Origin of the sequence: Magnetococcus marinus MC-1, from assembly GCF_000014865.1 — a bacterium.
GTDB lineage: Bacteria > Pseudomonadota > Magnetococcia > Magnetococcales > Magnetococcaceae > Magnetococcus > Magnetococcus marinus.
Genome location: NC_008576.1, coordinates 3,552,401 through 3,569,720 on the forward strand (window position 1 = coordinate 3,552,401; position 17,320 = coordinate 3,569,720).

The window sequence follows — 17,320 nt, forward strand, 5'->3', positions numbered from 1 at the left end:
TCACCCCCTCACTGCGCCCAACTTGGCGTTTGGGTCGGAGCCGCAGGGGCCGTTTGCTGCAGAGGGGCAGACTGGGGCTGTTGCGCATTGGGCTGCCACCCCTGGTTGGCCGGTGCAGGAGGCGCTACCGGTGCGGATGAACCGCCACCGCTGAATCCCTGGTACTCCTTGTGATCAGGAGTGATGGCAAACTTGATGGTATTCTTATCCGAATCGTCCCTCTGATCCTTTTCCACGTCGATTTTGGCCAAGAACTCAATCCCATCTAAATCTGCCAGTCCATTAATGCGCCGGGCCTGTTGGGCTTGAGGGGTGTTGTCCTTATCCTTGAGGCCACGGGAAGAGTTGAGGATCCCGCGAATAAAGGAGCGTCCCATATTGCCCCATTCTGGGCCTTTCTGGCTGAATAGGCCGATGTTGCTCCACACCTTCCGTTTGGCGTATTTGCCCTCAGTGATGACATATTCTACCTTGAGGAAAACAGCCCCAGTGTCGGCATTACGCGTAGCATACCCACCTGTCCAACCCCGGTTGGGGTCATCATAACCGCCTGGCTTGATGGTCATGCGCACCGGCGCAATGGTCCCTTTGGGAATCAGGTCAAAACTTTGCTGACTCTCAGCGTTGTTGAAATCGTTCCAGTTGTTATCCATGATGGTCATGCTCCTGTGTTCATTGCCATGTCGACGGGGGCGCCGGTGGCGGGGGCGGCTTCGGTCACTTTCTCAGGGCGTTCGAAGCTAAGCCTTTCCGCTGCCGGTTTGCCGGGTTGATGTATTTTCTCCATGAGGCGACCCAGATGGGGCTCCTCCACCATGGTGAGGCGACCACTTCTGTCTTTAGCCGGGTATCCCCATGGATTGAGTGTCTGGCAGATGAAGGCTCGATAAGACGGACCCTCCTCGGGTTTGACCTCCACCATGCTGATCACCTGATCTACAATACCGGGCAGTTCCAGACCGGTTTTTGATCCTTCAATCTGCGGGGTGTAGTAACGCCGATTGAAGTCGTCGGTCTTCTCATCAAGGATGCCGACGAACCAGACGTTCTTGCCCCGGGTATGCTGGAGGTGGGTGATCCAGGCGATCATCTCCTGGCCGTGCAGCCCGTAAGCGCCCCGCAAATCTGGTTTTCCGGTTTTCTCCGAGAACGCCTGGGGCTGTCCCTTGCACCATTGGAAGCAGAGCCGTCCAGCCACGGTGATGCTGTCCACGAAAATGCTCTGGTACTTGGCCATGACCCCGGGGTCGCCATACTTCTGTAAAACAGCGTTGTAGTGCGCCTGACTGTAGTGCTGATCATCCCTCAGCGCAGGGTTGGGGCCGCCAATGAACACTGCAAAGTTGCGGCACTCGTCCCAGGTGCGTGGGCGGATGGTATCCCCGGGCCACCCCTCCACGGCCAGGTCGCCGGCCTCTAGGTCAAAAAACAGGGTGGAATTCGGATCGACGGACCACAGCAAAGATGTCTTGCCAATGCCGCTGGGGCCTAGAATTACCCCCTTGATGCCCCGTTGCTCTGCCATGCGCTGGTCGGCGCTGATGATGGGGAGGCCGCTCATACCGTAGCCTCCTGCTCATTCCTCAAAGACAGCTTGAATGTGGGCTTGCCAGCCTTGACGGTGCGTGCCCCTTCAAAAGCGCTGCGAATCTGGGAAGGCCAGGCTTTGAACTTGGTCTCGGGCACCTTGTAGTCGACATCCATGTACTCGTTGGGGTCTTCACCCGCCTTGCGGATCCGGTCAAACAAATCTGAAAGGCGCTTCTGATCCCAATGCGGGCGCTTTGGAAGCTCTGCCGTTACCTGCACATCGCCGTCGATAAAGCGCACCGTGCCAAAGTCCTTACCAGCCTCTTTGCGCAGAAGATCAGCTTTATCTGCGTAACGACGTGAGATGACGCCTTCTAGAAACTCCTTGGTCAACTTGGCCGACTCCACAGCTTTTGCCGCCTGTTGTTGCAGATTGGCCAACTGTTCAGGAGAGAGTTCTGCCAGTTCGCCTATGGGCATGCTGCGTAACTCACTCAAAGTGGGATTCATCTCTGTTTTCATGACTGTTTTCTCCTTCTTTTCTTCTTTGGGTTCGGGCTTCCACCGTGGAAGCACCATGTGCTGTAAAAAGTGAACTTCAACTCTGTTCAGCGCCTGTTCTGGATCGAGCTCCACCACCTCGCAGATGAACCTGAAACTGCCAGGATGCCTCGACCGACTTCTAAACCACCTGCACAGATGGATGACATCCTGTCGAAACAGGTGGTTGTTCCAAAGCTTTGGCTTCTTCTTCCCTTTTTCCAGAAGCTTGGTGGTGTCGCTGATGGCTTGAGCCAATACCGCACGCCAAAGATCAATTTCCGCTTCCATGGCCCTGTCCCCCCGTTTGTGTGGTGTGTTTTTTGTGACGCACCCCTTTATCTGATATATACTCAGCTCTTGTTGAAATCGTCCCACGAGGCCGCGCTTTTTTTGGAAAACCAAACTGACAGAACGAGCGTCTCAGGTCGGCAATATGCCGATATAATGTGGTTTTACTGCACCCCATCTTTTTTGAAAGCACGTGGGTACCGTAATAGGGAAGCAGATTGCACAGACGCTTCTGCACATCAGGTAGGCGCTGGTAGTGATGGTGAAAATCGAGGCGGATCTCTACCGCTTCTGGACCCTCGAGGCTTCCCACATGACCGATAGCCCCTTCACGATCCAGATCGGTCAGGGTCTCCCACGAGAGTGAGTCATCACCTGGAAATCGGTGGGGGGCAGATGCCTTGTTCACCATGGTTGCGCAGCGGTTTTGTATCACCTTGTTCAGGAATGTCCGTTTGGTGCTGAGATCGGCATCAAAATTTGATTCACTCAGATGAGATGCGATTGCCAGTTCCTGCTCGACATCTTCTGCGTCCCAAGCTCTGAAGCAGGGCATCTCTGCCAATTGATTGGCCTTGTAGCGGATCAGCTTGATCGCTTGCGGATCCAGGCCGTTGTAGCTGTTGTTGGATAACATGGTCGCCTCCGTTTCTGCGTTGCTGTTGGAGACAATTATCCCGTGTTGGAAACTGTTTTTTGAGGTCACTTGAAATTTTTGCGAGACAGTTGCGGTTTTTCGCCCTCTATTTTTCAATGCCTTATAGACCATCGCGAGTCAGTTGGAAAATTTGCGAGTCAGTTGACCAAAAAACACGGATTTTGGGACTCTGGCCACGGCATGAAAAAACCCCGACCAAATGGCCGGGGTTATGGGGTAGCTCAACTGACAATAAAAAACGTTTAGGAGGTCTGTGATGCCCTGGGTAGGACCAATAGCGGATTGATTCGGTACCCCTGAGCCCCCCGTGCCGTTTTTATATTCTCAATTATGCTATCTTGTTGGATGGGGAGTCCCTGTTGTTTTTTCACTGCATCCATCATCATGTTGCGCAGGCGGTTGATAGATCGTCTGACAATAACGGCATCCACCACCTCTTCAGGAACTTTGAGTTGCACAGCATCGGTGATCTTCTCGAGGGTCATGATTTTGAAATCATCAACCAGCTTTCCCTCTAACATCCCCTTGAGGAACTGTTTCCATAGGATTTCAAAAACCCTGATCTGTGCTGCTGCTTTTAGACCGACTACCATCTGACCATTGACCCGTATCTCATCAGGCCTGTATTGGACTTGGTATACAACCTCCGGCTCGACCTGCTCCGCTTGATGATGATAAAGGGGTGTAATCACTTTGTTGTAGATCGGCACCGAGGTATGCGTCAACACAGGTGGCTGCGCATGCAAGGCATCACGCATCAATGAGGCAAGGTCCTGATCCCCTCGTATCAACTGTGATAGTGATGTCTTGATCAACCACGGATCTTCAAGAAGCCGCAGCTCAGCATTGCGGTCATGCAGAGCAACCACCACCGTCGGTGTCGAGGCCACATAGTCCCGTGACAGGTACTTGGGATGCTCACACACCTCGACTACACAGATGATCACCTCACCATCGGCATGGTCACATCGATAGACTCCGTCCGTCAGGGCACGCATGGAGCCGATGGCCTCAATCTCTTCTTGCAGAAAGGAGAGTGCTCCCTCCTGATCCACCCGATAGCACAGCTCCTGAAAGGTCTGTTTCTCGTCATACTCAGGATAGACCGGATGATTGCACTCCGGGCAGCGGTAATCATCTGCCCCCTCATCCAGGCTATCCACCAAGCGGACTCTGCCACTACATAGATGATTTGGCGGGGGGTAGTCACGATCCTCAGGATTGGAACAGAGGACGTAGGTGTAAAGATCTGATGTGATCACCCCCATCTCTTCCAACTTGGCCACTTCCAATAAAAGCGCGTCCGATGGGCGATCCACACTCCAGCCGCTTTCAAGCATCAGCATCTTCATGATCTGTGCTTCTTCTCAATGGAGACCATGTGGAAGCCAAAACGTGAAGAGAGCAATTTTTCAAAAGCGATCCGTTCACGGATGGACAGGGGCTGATCCGAATAGCGCACAGTGAACATGTCATCACACCCCAGAATCGGTTCAAACTGCATCCGCACCCGTTTACCCTGATAGAGCACCTGGATATAGTCAATATTCTCAAAGGGGGTAAAGATATTTCCGAACACATGTTGAAGATGCGCTACAGGGCGGCTGATGGATTTGTCATCCCGCAAACGCAGCTTACCCTCCCCTTTGAAGGGAGAGGCTTGCAGCTGAAGTTCAACCAATGACAGCCCATAGGGGGTACCCCTTACCAACTGCTCAAAAAAGCGTTTAATCTGGCTTACGTCGTCGCCCAGCCTCAAGTTCTCATATTTACAACCTTGTCTGAAATAGGCGGTCGCGATCCTATTGGCGATCTCAAGGGGAACAGAAGGACTGGAGGATGATATCCTTACCCCACGGGCGCTGGCTTCAAAATCCAGGATGATCCATTCTGGATGAAAGCCGTGGACAATGCCCACCTTCTGCACAATCTTGCTTGGCTTTTCAGCACGGCGGATGAACAGCATGGGGCGGCCATCCTCTACCAGCATGCCCTTAAAGTCACAAGTACGCTGATCATCCTTCTTGAGGTCGTATTCAGTCAGAATCTCACAGATACGCTCTGGCTGCAGAAACCCTTCAAACGGCATATCATTCTTACAATCCGTTGGACCAGACAACTGCATACAGGCAAAGCCACTTTTCTGCAGTTTATCCAGTAGGAACACATCCTTAAGCCCATTGGGATTCTGGCTAAATAGCGCAAACAGCAGCGATTTGGTGTCATACGTGGTATCGTTGATCTGGCAGTCACGAAGGGTTCGCTGATCTAACGTCGCCATGGCATACTCGGTAATGGCCGCCTTAGATTTGCGGTAGGCAAAGTGATCAACTAGCCGGTAAGGGGATAACACCTCACCCAGAGCCTTCAGCGCCTCTCGACGATCAGGTAACGAGTCCCTGGTGATGGTATGGGTGCAGCGACACAGCATGGCAAGTTGACGCCCAGTTAGTTTGTCCACCCACTCCGCCATGGACCGTTCAGATTCCAATTCGGGGAGCAAGTGCTGCAGACCGATCTCCAGCTCATCATCCCAAAACTCTACTTTAGGTGCAGCCGCCCGCTCAAGCACTTCCTCTATGGTGCCCATGGACCTCTCCTATCTCTGCTTTTATTATTGTTTAATGAACACTAAACCTCGCAAACAAAAAATATATGTGTGCCCTATCGCAGCTTCAGCAACCCCATATCAACGAGGCGAATCTGCATCGCCAAACCGGATACCTGAAACACCTCGGCCAGATCCCTGGCCAGATCAACCACTAACCCCGCCTCTGACGCTTCACCAGCCTCATCAAAGCGGCTCTGCATATTGTAGAGCTCATCCGATGCATCATAAGGTTCATGGGTACCAAACACTTCCTCCCATGAACGGATCACATCCTTCTTGGGCATCAGCAGATAGCCAGCAAAACAGTCCGCTTGCCACTCCATGGGATCCTTCTTGGATTTCGAACGGCATAAAATGGTCTGCCCATCCTCACCAAAACTCAGGTGGCGATGCAACTGCCAGTGACCCAGTTCATGGGCCAGAGTGAAACGGTAGCGCCCCTCCACAGAGGGATCCTCTGTTGGATCCAACATCTCATTGATCACCACACGACGCTCATTCACCCAAGTCGCACCCAGCACCCCCTTTTTATTAAGCAGGGCATCAAGATCGCCAAACTCCAAAGCCAACCCCAACAAGGATTCTAGGATTTCCTCTACAGGCACAGGCGGAGCCTCTTCCATTCCAAACTTGTAATGGTAGCTCATAAGCAACTCATTGGCTGCCGCCTCAATATCCGCCTTATGAAGATAAGGAACCCTCATCCTACTCCTCGCTTGGATCCAGGCCTCGCTCTGCACGAAGCTTATCTGTTAACGCCTCTATCTCTTTTCGGCCAAGATTCAGATCTCGTGCAGTCCTTAAAAAGTCTGCCATCGCTCTGGGCTGATCACGAATAATACCCGACAGGTCAGGATCTACCTTCCCGGCCATTGCCAGGAGCTCATCAGAATTAACCTCCAGAAGCTCCGCCATCTTTTTGATTTTATCCGGTGCAGGCGGATCAAATTCACCATTCTCCACCTTGCTCATAAAGGTGGCGCTGATTCCAGCGGCTTCTGCAAACTTGCGTAAGGAGTAAGCGGGGTCTCGCTTTTTCTTCTCCTCACGCATGCTTCTAATGAACATTCCGAACTGTGGGTTTCCTGGCATGTAACTTCTCCCAATGCACTTCAATGTGCTTTCGTTTAGTTTATGGTAAACATCACGACTATCTGCTGTCAATCACAAAGTGAAAATTGCCCAGGCATGGGACGATTGCAGATTTTTCGGAGTATATATGAGAAAGGGGCTTTGATCGTCCCCACCTGAATATTCCGGGAGATAAAGCATGAGGGGCATCCATCCAGACCTCCTAACAGCGGAAGAACGCTTGGACGAAATCGCAGAAATTTTAGCCAACGGCGTACTGCGTTTCTTGGAGAAAAGAAACAGTCGCACATCCTTGAATAAACAGCAGAAACCTCTGGATTCCGTTTCCGAACAGAGCGTATATGGTGACCAAAGCATCCCACAAAAACAAGGAGATGAACACCATGACCAGTGACGTTTTGAAGCGGGTGGCAGCGCTCCCGGAGAAGTCCACCGATGAGCTCAAGGAGATGTGGCAGAACCTCTGTCAGAGCAGCGCCCCACCTTATAACCGCACCTATCTGATCCGGGGGTTGGCTTACCGCATCCAGGAGCTGGCTTGGGGCGGACTGTCCGAAACTACCAAGGCCAAACTGGAGGCACAGGCTGCTGAAGAGAAGACCATGGACCGAACCCCCAACCCCATACGCAATGACGGCCTGCCGGTGGCTGGCACCCGGCTGGTCAGGGAGTGGAAGGGGGTGGAGCACAGCTGTACGGTTCTTGATGATGGCTTTGAATATCAGGGGCGCAAGTTCAAGAGCCTCTCCGCAGCAGCCCGGGCCGTTACTGGCACCCGGTGGAACGGGAAGATTTTCTGGCTTGGAGGCAAGAAATGAAGAATAAACCAACCAAAAAGATCCGCTGCGCTATCTATACCCGCAAGAGCACAGAAGAAGGATTAGATCATCAATTCAATAGCTTGGACGCACAGCGTGAAAGTTGCGAGAGCTATATAATCTCTCAGAAAGCTGAGGGTTGGACGCTGGTTACGGACCACTACTCCGATGGAGGTTTCTCCGGCGGGAATATGAACCGCCCTGCCCTCAATCAGCTATTGAACGACATCAAAGCTGGCCGCATTGACTGTGTTTGCGTGTACAAAATAGATAGGCTTTCCCGCTCTCTGGTGGATTTCACCAAGATGGTGGAGCTCTTTGATCAGCACGGTGTCACCTTCGTTTCCATCACACAATCCTTCAACACCACCACCTCCATGGGGCGGCTGACGCTTAATGTGCTTTTATCGTTTGCGCAGTTTGAACGGGAGGTAGCATCCGAGCGGATCCGGGACAAACTGGCGGCTTCCCGCAAAAAAGGCATGTGGATGGGTGGCCACCCTCCCCTGGGCTATGACGTTGAGAACCGCAAGCTGGTAATCAACCCGCAGGAGGCGGACCTGGTCAGGCACATCTTCGATCGCTTCGCCAAAACAGGCTCCACCACCCTGCTGGTCAAAGAGCTTGGTGAGCAAGGGCGGCACACCAAATCTTACACCGCAAAATCGGGGCGGATCCGTGAAGGAAAACCTATCGACAAGGGCTACCTCTACCGCATTCTGGGCAACCGCACCTACCTGGGGGAAGTCGTTACTAAAGGGGAGACCTACCCCGGTGAGCACGATCCTATTATCACCCTGCGCCAATGGGAGAAAGCGCAATCAGTATTGAACCAGAACAAGCGGCCCCGCTCAACCAAAACCCGCGCCGACACCCCCTTCCCCCTCAAGGGCATCATTACTTGTGAACATTGTGGTCGGGCCATGACCACTACCTACACCCGCAAGAAGGGGAAGATGTACCGCTACTACACCTGCACCACTGCCATCAAGAAAAGCTACGACGCCTGCCCCATGGGCAACATCGCCGCTGGTGAGATCGAGGAACTGGTGCTGGGCCATATCGAGAACATGATCCGCTCACCGGAGTTGGTCGCCAAAACTTGGCAAACTGCCAACGACACCGCAGAGTCCAATTGCACTGAGAACAGCATCATCAACACCCTTCAAAGTCTGGAGCCGGTGTGGGAGGAGCTATTCCCCCTGGAACAGGCTCGGCTTCTACAGTTGCTGGTCCGGAAGGTAATGCTCTCAAACGAGCAGCTTCAGGTGCACCTCCGGGTGGAAGGGCTCTCCAGCTTGGTAGATGAACTCAACACACAGGAAGCCGCATAATGGATATGACGCTCACAGACGACAAAAAGACCATCATTGTCACCATGCCCATTGATCTCAAGCGTCGAGGATCACGTCGGCAGATTATTATCCCCGATGGCGTGAAGCTACCCTTTTCCAAACCAAAGCAGGATGAAGCGATGGTCCGCGCCCTGGCCCGTGCTTTCAAATGGCAGAAAGAGATTGAGACTGGCAAGGTACGCTCTGCCAAAGAGCTGGCTTCTCGTGAAAAAATCGACCCAGCCTTTATGAACAAAACCATTCGATTGACGCAACTGGCACCCGACATCGTGGAAGCCATTACAGAAGGCCGTCAGCCAAAATCACTGGCCCTTTCAGATCTTATGCGAGGCTTCTCCGATGAATGGCCACTACAGCGTGAGGCATTGGGTTTTTCATTCCCTCACTCATCCTGAAAGAAGCTCTGCATAGGGTGAGGCGCATCAGAGACAACCTCACCCTCAATCAGATTTGGGGCTTCCATTGATGCTGCATCACCATCCACCACTTTAAAAAGCCGTGAGTACGGAACACGCCACTGACCACTATCATCCGTTTCCAGTGTCACCGTCTTTTGATTTCTGCGGATAATGCGTCCGTAACGCTCCTGCTCCTGATTGTCACGAAACCCAACAAACTCTCCCGTTTTTAGGTGATTCTTATCCAGCTTCACGTCCGGCCCACAGGTACGGATTTCAGTATCTGCACCCTGCAGATTGATCATGTAGAAAGGAATGGCCCAGCGCTTCCCTCCCTCAAGGTCTTCGACCTTTACCTTGTTCCGTGAAACCTCCAACACACGAGCGGCCACTTCCATATTATCGTTATCGAGGTAATAATGTATTACCTGACCTGACCGAAGGTTTCGTTTGACAGCCCTGATACGCATTGGGTCGTCCATCATGGCGTTGATACCAGCTGAAAGCCTATAAAGGTCAAACAGGCTTGCCTCTTTCAACGCAGCGATGATTTGTGAATAGTCCATAATAGGAGTCCGTTTGATGCAAGGTTTCACAGGTAAAACAGAAAAACTAGAGCAGGCCGTGGATCTATTGATCGACTCCGCAGAGGATATGCTCACAGAATTTGGCATCCATGGCCTTCTTTATGGCATGGCCATCACACCAGATGTGTTCATGCCAAATGAGTGGCTCCCGTACATCTTCGGTAAAGAGCAACCCACAGCAGCTTCAGACAATCAGTTAAGCCAGTTCGTTAAATTGGTAGTAGAGTCCTATAATGACATCATGCGACAGTATAACGAAGGCAATCTCATTTTCCCCTTTGAATTCGATGAAATTGATGAAGAGGATATCTGGCTACTCCGTGAGTGGGCCCACGGTGTCTCCATGGCGTTGAGTATGCGTGCGGACTTTTGGCTCAACGATAATGATCCCAATATTGATGATGATGATCAGGAGGAGATTGAATCCTGTATCGGCATGATCCAGGCTGCTTCTGATACAGAACTTGCCAAAGAGATTTTTTCAGAGGCCCCTCCAGGAAAAGCTACGGTGGACAGTGACATCAGCCGTGATGAATTTATCATCGCTGGCCCCATTGCCCTACTGGGCCCCTCTTTAGAATCCCTGGCAGAATTGGCGCAAAAAAAGTCACGTTTTGGGCTTGGAGGGCATGAGCCACAGAAGCCTGTACGCAGCAATAAGGTCGGGCGCAATGAGCCATGCCCGTGTGGCAGTGGAAAGAAGTTCAAGAAATGCTGTGGAAACCCTGCAAATTCAGTCCACTAACCTTACACAGCAACCCAGTAGCGCCACTTATTCTGCGGTCAAGTGTTACTTGCATAGAGAGTGTTTTTTGAAAAGTCCTCAGCTCAGTGGCGCGTAAAGCATTGATTCTCTGAGGTCCTCAGATCTGAAGACCGACCTGTCAAAGTCCTCGGCTTTTGGAGAATATGGCGGAGAAGAGAGAATATCGGATCAGAGAGAGGAGAAACAGAGGAACGTAAACCATCGCTAAGTATTGAATTTATTACGGATATTTAGGCAACAAAAAACCCTCGATCCATTTGGATGAGGGTTTTTTGGTTGACCAAACGCCACCCTTTAGCAAACCTTCTCCGCCTATTTTTTAGGCATTTTTGTTTCGCAAGAGGGTCACTCTCGCTACCCGAGAACTCTAGCAAAAACAAGTTGGACTGAACGGCTTCACCGTAGCAAAACCTCCTGCCTGATCATCTTTTCCCCACCCATCAAGCATATGCCGTAAAATTCCTTTCATCAACTGGCTCTGCCAGTCTCACCAAATTGATGGAAGGATACGACCATGACGAAATCACTCCGCCAGCGCATGATTGATGATCTGGAAATGGCCGGATTGACGGACCGTTCCCGTGAGACCTATATGAAGGCCGTTGACCGTCTGGTTGCGCGGACCTGGAAGGGTGTTGAGGAACTTACCGAGGAAGAGATCCGCACCTACCTTATGGATTTACGGGAAAGCGGTGTTGCCAAAGGGACCTTCAAAACCAATTGGCATGGTGTCAAATTCCTCTATGAACAGACCCTTGGCCGGGATTGGCCTCTGTTCGGAAAAAAAAGATCCGACAACCCCGACAAAAGCGACTTCCCCAAGTTCTGACCCATAATCAGGTCCTGCTCCTTCTGGCTGCCATCCACAGTCCAGTTCAACGCGGATGTTTTTCCCTGATGTACGCCTGTGGGCTACGTATCAACGAGGTCCGCCCGCTTGAGGTTTCATCCATTGATGGCCAAAAACAGCTTCTGCGCATCATCGGTAAAGGGAACAAGGAACGGTTAATCCCTCTACCCACCTCTACTCTGTATGGATTGCGTTCCCTCTGGAGGGAGCATCGTCATCCACGATTCCTGTTCCCCAACAAAGGAGGGACCAACGCTGTTCACTCCTGCGTTCTGTACCGGACGTTCAAGGATGCTTTGCGTGAGGCCGGCCTCCCATCAGAAATCACCCCTCACGTCCTGCGTCACAGCTACGCTACACGTTTGATGGAAAATGACGTGGATCTGCGTACAACTCAGATCCTTATGGGGCATTCCAGTATCAAATCCACACTCATCTATTCCCATCTGACTGAACCGACACGTAAGAAGCTGCGCTCTACCCTTGATACCATCATGGCCGACCTTTGATGCGGAGGAACGATCATGATCGAACTCGCCGACGTCATTCGTCATTTCGAAGGGGATTACCGGGCTGTCCATGGCGCTACAATGCTCCCCTCACACCACCGTACCCTCGACGATATCACCTCTTGCCGGACCGAGGCTCTTGGAGGACATCTGTTCAGCTGTGATTCTTGCGGTACAAAAATCTACGCCTATCACTCCTGCAAGAACAGGCACTGCCCAAAGTGCCATGGCAACCAAACCCGTCAGTGGCTCGATAAGCGCCGGGCTGAAATGCTGCCCATCCCATATTTCCACATCACGGTTACCGTACCTGAACCGCTGAGGGCTATTTTTAGGGCCAACCAGACCGACTGCTACGCCATCCTCTTGAAAGCCGCCGCCGAGGCTATCATCGAACTGGCCAAAGATCCAAAACATGTGGGTGGTACTGTCGGAGTGCTCGCTCTTTTACACACCTGGACACAGCAACTTATCTACCATCCTCATGCCCATTGCCTGGTAACTGGTGGTGGACTCTCAGAGGACGGCGCAACTTGGTACGCCGCCAAAAATGGATTTCTGATCCCTACCAAGGCTCTGGCCCGCATGATCAGGGGTAAGGTCATGAGCACCTTCAAAATGATACGTCCGGACATAGCTTGGCCACAACAGGCGTGGCAACAGGATTGGGTCGTCCATTGTACCCCATGGGGAACCGGTGAACAGGCTATTGTTGACTATCTCGCCCGATACGCTTTCCGCATTGCCATCAACAGGGAGCGCATCGTTGCTTTCAACGAACAGACCGTTACCATCCGCTATAAAGACCGAAAGCAGCGGCGTTGGCGATACTGCGACATCCCCGGGCAGGAATTCCTGCGTCGATTTCTGCAGCATGTACTTCCCAGAGGATTCCATAAAATACGATACTTCGGCCTTTGGCATCCCTCTAAGCGTTCCGCCGCTAAAAGAGTTCGCCTTCTCCTTGAACTCGAACATTCTGTCCCTGTGCAAAAGGCCCAAGAGGCTGATCCTGAAATCCGTTCTGACGCAGCACCGGATCAAAAACCCAACCGGGTCCATGCCGATGCCGTTTGCCCGGCCTGTAATCAAGGGAGATTGGTTCTTCTGCAGCGCATCAATAGGCAGTCCAGATCTCCCTGATCAGCCTTGTGGGCCAAACAGCAACTGCAGGAACTTCCCACTCTTCCCGCTGACCGAAGAGACGGGGAATCTATGCCTGTAGCTCCACGCCCCTTGCTGCTACACGTCTTCACGTTGCCTTTTCAGGTAGAAAACAGGTCTCGTGGGCAGATCATACAGACCGCGTGGTATTCCACCGCCACCACAATAGGCCAGCTCTGACCTCCGCTACATCTACGCTGCCGGTAAAAACTCCATAAGACCTTTTATCCCAGGACCGCGTTCAGTCCAACCAGGTTTTTGCGTCGGCTGCGCGCCGCAAAAAGCCTTAATTCGTTACATCGCATTGATATTTATGAACAAAACATCAAATACAGCTTCCAATTCGACCTCTAAAAGTTTGCTTTAAAGGTTCGCTCGCCCGATCAAATAAATTCACGAGCCCTGACCCTACTTGAATACGGCTTCCAGCGTCTCCGCATCAAAAATTTGCTCACCCCAGGTCTCCAGTTCATCAATTGTAGCATTCGCTACTTTTAACTCCGCCCAAGAAGGCACGTCTCCAAAACGGCGATGAAGCAGGCGAAGAAGAAGTGAAGATTCACCCTCTTGACGACCCTCTTGACGACCCTCTCGACGGCCCTCTTGACGGCCCTCTTGACGGCCCTTAGACATCATCTCACGCGCAAACTGCGATGCATAGTGCTCCGCTTCTCCAGGAAAAGCCTCTTCCGCATATGCCTGTACATCTGCCATTGTCATTCCCCTGTACGTCTGAATCAGATATCTCAACACCAACTTGGCAAACTCAGGATCCCCTTGGGCACCCTTCCCTATCTGTGGAATCACAACCACACCTTCGGCACCCTGAAACGCATACTTCATCGCCATCAGAGCAGCTCGCAAATGAGTATCCTGAGACAGGTCATCATCCGCGATGCGCCCTAAATCCGTCACCGCAAAGCTGAAATCAAGCAGATGGTGTAACAAACCCTTATCTGCTTCAAGCAATGCTGAAAACTGGTTTGGGACCGTCCACTCACGAGCCCCATGATAAACCACCAGAGGCACAATCGGAGGTAGCTTCTGCTGCCCTTCTTTCAGAAACCGCTCCCAGATCCTGACCATATAGCGCAAAAGTTGGAAGGCAACCCATTCGTCTGCATAGCTCTTGTGCTCAATCAGCGCGTAAATGTATGCCGCCTTCCCCTCTTGAGTCTTAACCTTGAAAAGCCGGTCCGTTAAATGCTCCCGAAACTCACCATCGATGAAGGTCCCATCCACCAAGACAGGCGGCTCTGATGACAGTAACTCTGCTACTTCCTTTGGCAGACGCTCCCGAAGCAAAGTTCCAGTCTTATCTGGATCACTCAACAATGCCTTCAGAAACCGATCGTGCGGCTGAGTTATCTTCGTCATGCGGGAAGTGTTCCATTCAGGGCATTATATCAAGGAGCTACATATGCTCAGCACATTAACAGAACTCATCCACATCATCACGGGATTGTTCAGGTCTAGTGCAGCCCTACAACTGGAGATTCTGGCTCTTCGCCACCAAATCAATATTCTTCAACGACAAAAACCAAAGCGGCCAACGTTTTCACGTCGGGATAAGTTGTTCTGGGTCTGGCTTTCTCGGCGGTGGTCGGGTTGGAAGAGTGCCCTCGTGATCATTAAGCCAGCAACCGTGGTCAAGTGGCACAAACAGGGCTTTAAGCTCTACTGGAAATGGAAATCGCAACCTAAACGCCCTGGTCGTCCTCGTATTCCGAAGGAGGTGCGTGATCTGATCCGTAAGATGAGTCGGGAGAATCCACTTTGGGGTGCACCACGCATACATGGTGAGTTACTGAAATTGGGCTACGATATAGGAGAGACATCAGTCTCAAAGTACATGCTCAAACCTGACAAGCCCCCTTCACAGACCTGGAGGACCTTCCTTGATAACCACGTAAATCAGATCGTGGCCATGGACTTCTTCACCATACCGACAATCTTTTTCAAGGTGCTGCACGTCCTCATTCTGATCGACCACGATCGCCGCCGGATTATCCATTTCAATGTTACAACCAATCCAACGTCAGCTTGGGTGGTTCAACAAATCTGCGAAGCGTTTCCCTGGGATTCAGCCCCGCGTTTCCTGCTGCATGATCGCGATCCACTCTTCATGGCCAGTCAGCACTCACTCAAAGCCATGGGGATCGAAACGCTGATCACAGCCCCAGGATCGCCTTGGCAAAATGCCATCGCAGAACGGATGATCGGTAGTTGTCGTAGAGAGTGCTTTGACCACATCATCGTGCTCAACGAAGAACACCTGCGACAGCGGCTTGGGGAGTATGTGGATTATTACCACCAGCGGACCCATTTGGGTTTGGCCAAAGATTCCCCGGTTCACCGTCCGATTCAGCACAAAGAGTCAGGCGACGTTATCGTATTCCCTGTTCTCGGCGGTCTGCACCACCGATACGAACGCATCGCTGCCTGACATCTGCCAGCTATCGGTTCCTGATTTTCAAAGAGCGCATTGACCTGGCGTTCCAATGTCCTATGCCTGAGATCCAAAATTCAGCAGAATCCAGGCACTTTCAAGCACCTTATACCCCGTCGATTCTCCCAGGTTTTGTTCCACCAGACCAGAAAAATCGCTCCATCGATGCATCAGCCAAGGCCAATTTGGGTGCAGATAACATTTACGCGAGGGACAGGGAACTCTCCTGCCAAAATAGATGAATCTTGGTGAAAATCGACTATGAGTTCATCAGATATCCAAGCGACAAAAATAATCCCTTTACGTTCAGAGTAGTAGGGAATTGCAGAAGTCCAAGCTGTACCGTGGATCACGATAACTGAGTCCTTAGGGGTATGATCTTTTAGATAGTCACCGATCTCCTTCTCATAGTAGTGACTTTCTTCCACATTCATCGCTCGGTAGAATTGGCTTGAATAAAAACTATGAATCTGAGATCCAACCACAACCACTAAAGCAGCCAGAAATAAACGTTGATGTTTTGGATCGGTTGAAAGATAGGCTATCAACACAGCGAGAGTTGCGACGAGAAAAAGAGCATTGGCCACCTGATAGTAGGTATGCTCAATATGGAGATTGGTAAAAATTAAAAACGGAGTGATATAGAGAAGCAGAGTAACAGCAACTCCCATAATCACTCGACGTTGGAAAACAATTGGAAGAACAAGCAGGGGAACCAATAAAACACCCCACCCAATCGTTGAACGAACTGTTCTTCGGATCAACACCTCATACCAATTTTGCAACTCTGTACGCTGTTCCCAACTGCCAAAATTCCATGCCGTCAGCAGGTCACTGGTTAAGGCTTTGGTGATTTCCCCTTGAACCTTGATCGAATCAGACCAAGATACCCAAACAAGAATCGCAACCAGTTGCGATGCAAAAATCACAATAAGCGGCCAGTGTGAAATGAGCGTTTGAATAGGTTTTTTCAGAAAACTTTTTTTGATGAGATAATGCAAGCACAGAGCCGCTCCAAATAAAGCAAATGCGGCAAAGGTCGTCACCTTGACCAAGCCACCCAAGATACCAACAACGATCACAATCAGCAAACGAAACAGCGTTCTTTGATCAAGATATCTCGTCAGAGCCGCCAACCATAACACTGCTAGAAAAACGGCATGAACTTCGATCAAAAATGTCCGCCCCCAAAAGAGATAAAGGGGGGTGAAATAGAAAAATATGGCAAACAAAAGCGGAAATTGTTTGGGAAAGTTCAAATAGCGAGAGATCGTAATGACGGGGAGAGGAATAAGAAGGAAAAAGAAAAAGCTGACAAGTCGACCTGCTTGATCCATTTCAATGCCGCTAACGATGTGCAAAACAGCAACGATCCATTGATAAAGAGGAAACTCTAACGGAATCATCCAAGGCGTTCCGAGTATAGGGGTCATGTAGGGCAGCCAGGCCCCTTCATGAACCATATAGTATGCAGAAATAGCTGTTTGAGTCTGACGAAAGCCGTGCAACCCTAAGATGGGAAGTTCAAATCCTAAATAAAGAACATAAAAAGCATGTAATAACGAAGCGGCTAACAGAGCCCATAAGACCTTTTCCTGTAAAGAATTCTTCTGAGTGATTCCCATCGAGATTTATCCTCATCTGATAAGTGGGGATGTCCCAAGCTCTGTTGAAATTCTGGTGGACGTCTGATTCATCGTAA

At 51.1% G+C, this 17,320-nt stretch carries 20 protein-coding genes; 9 read left to right on the top strand and 11 right to left on the bottom strand.

Annotated elements, in window-relative coordinates; translation table 11 throughout:
- Window positions 1–8 precede the first annotated feature (8 nt).
- From MMC1_RS14580 to MMC1_RS14615, 8 genes are all read right to left on the bottom strand, one after another.
- Window positions 9–653, bottom strand: coding sequence for a hypothetical protein (locus MMC1_RS14580; RefSeq protein ID WP_011714411.1), 645 nt, complete (start codon window positions 651–653; stop codon window positions 9–11).
- Between the two features lie 5 nt (window positions 654–658).
- Window positions 659–1,561, bottom strand: coding sequence for an ATP-binding protein (locus MMC1_RS14585; protein WP_011714348.1), 903 nt, complete (start codon window positions 1,559–1,561; stop codon window positions 659–661).
- On the bottom strand, window positions 1,558–2,361 hold the full coding sequence (locus tag MMC1_RS22040) for a hypothetical protein (protein ID WP_011714412.1): 804 nt from the start codon (window positions 2,359–2,361) through the stop codon (window positions 1,558–1,560). The genes MMC1_RS14585 and MMC1_RS22040 overlap by 4 nt, the downstream gene beginning before the upstream one ends.
- Entirely contained in the window at window positions 2,345–2,998 is a 654-nt protein-coding gene (locus MMC1_RS14595; RefSeq protein ID WP_011714413.1) for a sigma-70 RNA polymerase sigma factor region 4 domain-containing protein, read from the bottom strand. Before MMC1_RS14595 ends, MMC1_RS22040 begins: the two co-directional genes overlap by 17 nt.
- Before the next feature lie 263 nt (window positions 2,999–3,261).
- Window positions 3,262–4,371, bottom strand: coding sequence for a hypothetical protein (locus MMC1_RS14600; RefSeq protein WP_011714414.1), 1,110 nt, complete (start codon window positions 4,369–4,371; stop codon window positions 3,262–3,264).
- Entirely contained in the window at window positions 4,368–5,609 is a 1,242-nt protein-coding gene (locus MMC1_RS14605) for a hypothetical protein (RefSeq protein ID WP_011714415.1), read from the bottom strand. Before MMC1_RS14605 ends, MMC1_RS14600 begins: the two co-directional genes overlap by 4 nt.
- A 74-nt stretch (window positions 5,610–5,683) precedes the next feature.
- On the bottom strand, window positions 5,684–6,334 hold the full coding sequence (locus MMC1_RS14610; protein WP_011714416.1) for an ImmA/IrrE family metallo-endopeptidase: 651 nt from the start codon (window positions 6,332–6,334) through the stop codon (window positions 5,684–5,686).
- A gap of 1 nt (window position 6,335) precedes the next feature.
- Complete coding sequence (locus MMC1_RS14615) at window positions 6,336–6,722, bottom strand: helix-turn-helix domain-containing protein (RefSeq protein WP_011714417.1); 387 nt, start codon at window positions 6,720–6,722, stop codon at window positions 6,336–6,338.
- A gap of 178 nt (window positions 6,723–6,900) precedes the next feature.
- Between MMC1_RS14615 and MMC1_RS14620 the strand changes: the two genes are divergently transcribed.
- From MMC1_RS14620 to MMC1_RS14635, 4 genes are read left to right on the top strand one after another with little or no spacing between them, the layout of a single operon-like run.
- Window positions 6,901–7,116: a hypothetical protein gene (locus MMC1_RS14620; protein ID WP_011714219.1), complete on the top strand. Its 216-nt coding sequence runs from the start codon at window positions 6,901–6,903 to the stop codon at window positions 7,114–7,116.
- Window positions 7,106–7,540, top strand: a complete 435-nt coding sequence (locus tag MMC1_RS14625) for a DUF2924 domain-containing protein (RefSeq protein ID WP_011714418.1) — start codon at window positions 7,106–7,108, stop codon at window positions 7,538–7,540. Before MMC1_RS14620 ends, MMC1_RS14625 begins: the two co-directional genes overlap by 11 nt.
- Entirely contained in the window at window positions 7,537–8,874 is a 1,338-nt protein-coding gene (locus MMC1_RS14630; RefSeq protein ID WP_011714419.1) for a recombinase family protein, read from the top strand. The genes MMC1_RS14625 and MMC1_RS14630 overlap by 4 nt, the downstream gene beginning before the upstream one ends.
- Window positions 8,874–9,290: a hypothetical protein gene (locus MMC1_RS14635; protein ID WP_011714420.1), complete on the top strand. Its 417-nt coding sequence runs from the start codon at window positions 8,874–8,876 to the stop codon at window positions 9,288–9,290. The genes MMC1_RS14630 and MMC1_RS14635 overlap by 1 nt, the downstream gene beginning before the upstream one ends.
- On the opposite strand, the gene MMC1_RS14640 is transcribed toward MMC1_RS14635, so the two are convergent.
- Window positions 9,278–9,859: a hypothetical protein gene (locus MMC1_RS14640; RefSeq protein WP_049757696.1), complete on the bottom strand. Its 582-nt coding sequence runs from the start codon at window positions 9,857–9,859 to the stop codon at window positions 9,278–9,280. The genes MMC1_RS14635 and MMC1_RS14640 overlap by 13 nt on opposite strands.
- A gap of 16 nt (window positions 9,860–9,875) precedes the next feature.
- Between MMC1_RS14640 and MMC1_RS21480 the strand changes: the two genes are divergently transcribed.
- From MMC1_RS21480 to MMC1_RS14660, 4 genes are all read left to right on the top strand, one after another.
- On the top strand, window positions 9,876–10,625 hold the full coding sequence (locus MMC1_RS21480) for a UPF0149 family protein (RefSeq protein ID WP_011714421.1): 750 nt from the start codon (window positions 9,876–9,878) through the stop codon (window positions 10,623–10,625).
- Between the two features lie 535 nt (window positions 10,626–11,160).
- Complete coding sequence (locus tag MMC1_RS14650) at window positions 11,161–11,475, top strand: site-specific integrase (RefSeq protein ID WP_011714422.1); 315 nt, start codon at window positions 11,161–11,163, stop codon at window positions 11,473–11,475.
- Window positions 11,412–12,005 (top strand): tyrosine-type recombinase/integrase, encoded by a 594-nt coding sequence (locus MMC1_RS14655; RefSeq protein ID WP_081436302.1) that lies wholly within the window; start codon window positions 11,412–11,414, stop codon window positions 12,003–12,005. Before MMC1_RS14650 ends, MMC1_RS14655 begins: the two co-directional genes overlap by 64 nt.
- 15 nt (window positions 12,006–12,020) lie before the next feature.
- Entirely contained in the window at window positions 12,021–13,148 is a 1,128-nt protein-coding gene (locus MMC1_RS14660; RefSeq protein ID WP_011714424.1) for an IS91 family transposase, read from the top strand.
- Window positions 13,149–13,577: 429 nt separating this feature from the next.
- Here the strand turns inward: MMC1_RS14660 and MMC1_RS14665 are convergent, their stop codons facing one another.
- The gene (locus tag MMC1_RS14665) at window positions 13,578–14,546 is read right to left on the bottom strand and encodes an Rpn family recombination-promoting nuclease/putative transposase (RefSeq protein ID WP_011714425.1); all 969 of its coding nucleotides are present in this window, start codon (window positions 14,544–14,546) and stop codon (window positions 13,578–13,580) included.
- Window positions 14,547–14,589: 43 nt separating this feature from the next.
- Here MMC1_RS14665 and MMC1_RS14670 point away from each other — a divergent pair, with 43 nt between their 5' ends.
- Window positions 14,590–15,615 (top strand): integrase core domain-containing protein, encoded by a 1,026-nt coding sequence (locus MMC1_RS14670; protein ID WP_011714426.1) that lies wholly within the window; start codon window positions 14,590–14,592, stop codon window positions 15,613–15,615.
- Between the two features lie 173 nt (window positions 15,616–15,788).
- Here the strand turns inward: MMC1_RS14670 and MMC1_RS14675 are convergent, their stop codons facing one another.
- Window positions 15,789–17,243: a glycosyl transferase gene (locus tag MMC1_RS14675; protein WP_011714427.1), complete on the bottom strand. Its 1,455-nt coding sequence runs from the start codon at window positions 17,241–17,243 to the stop codon at window positions 15,789–15,791.
- Between the last annotated feature and the right edge of the window lie 77 nt (window positions 17,244–17,320).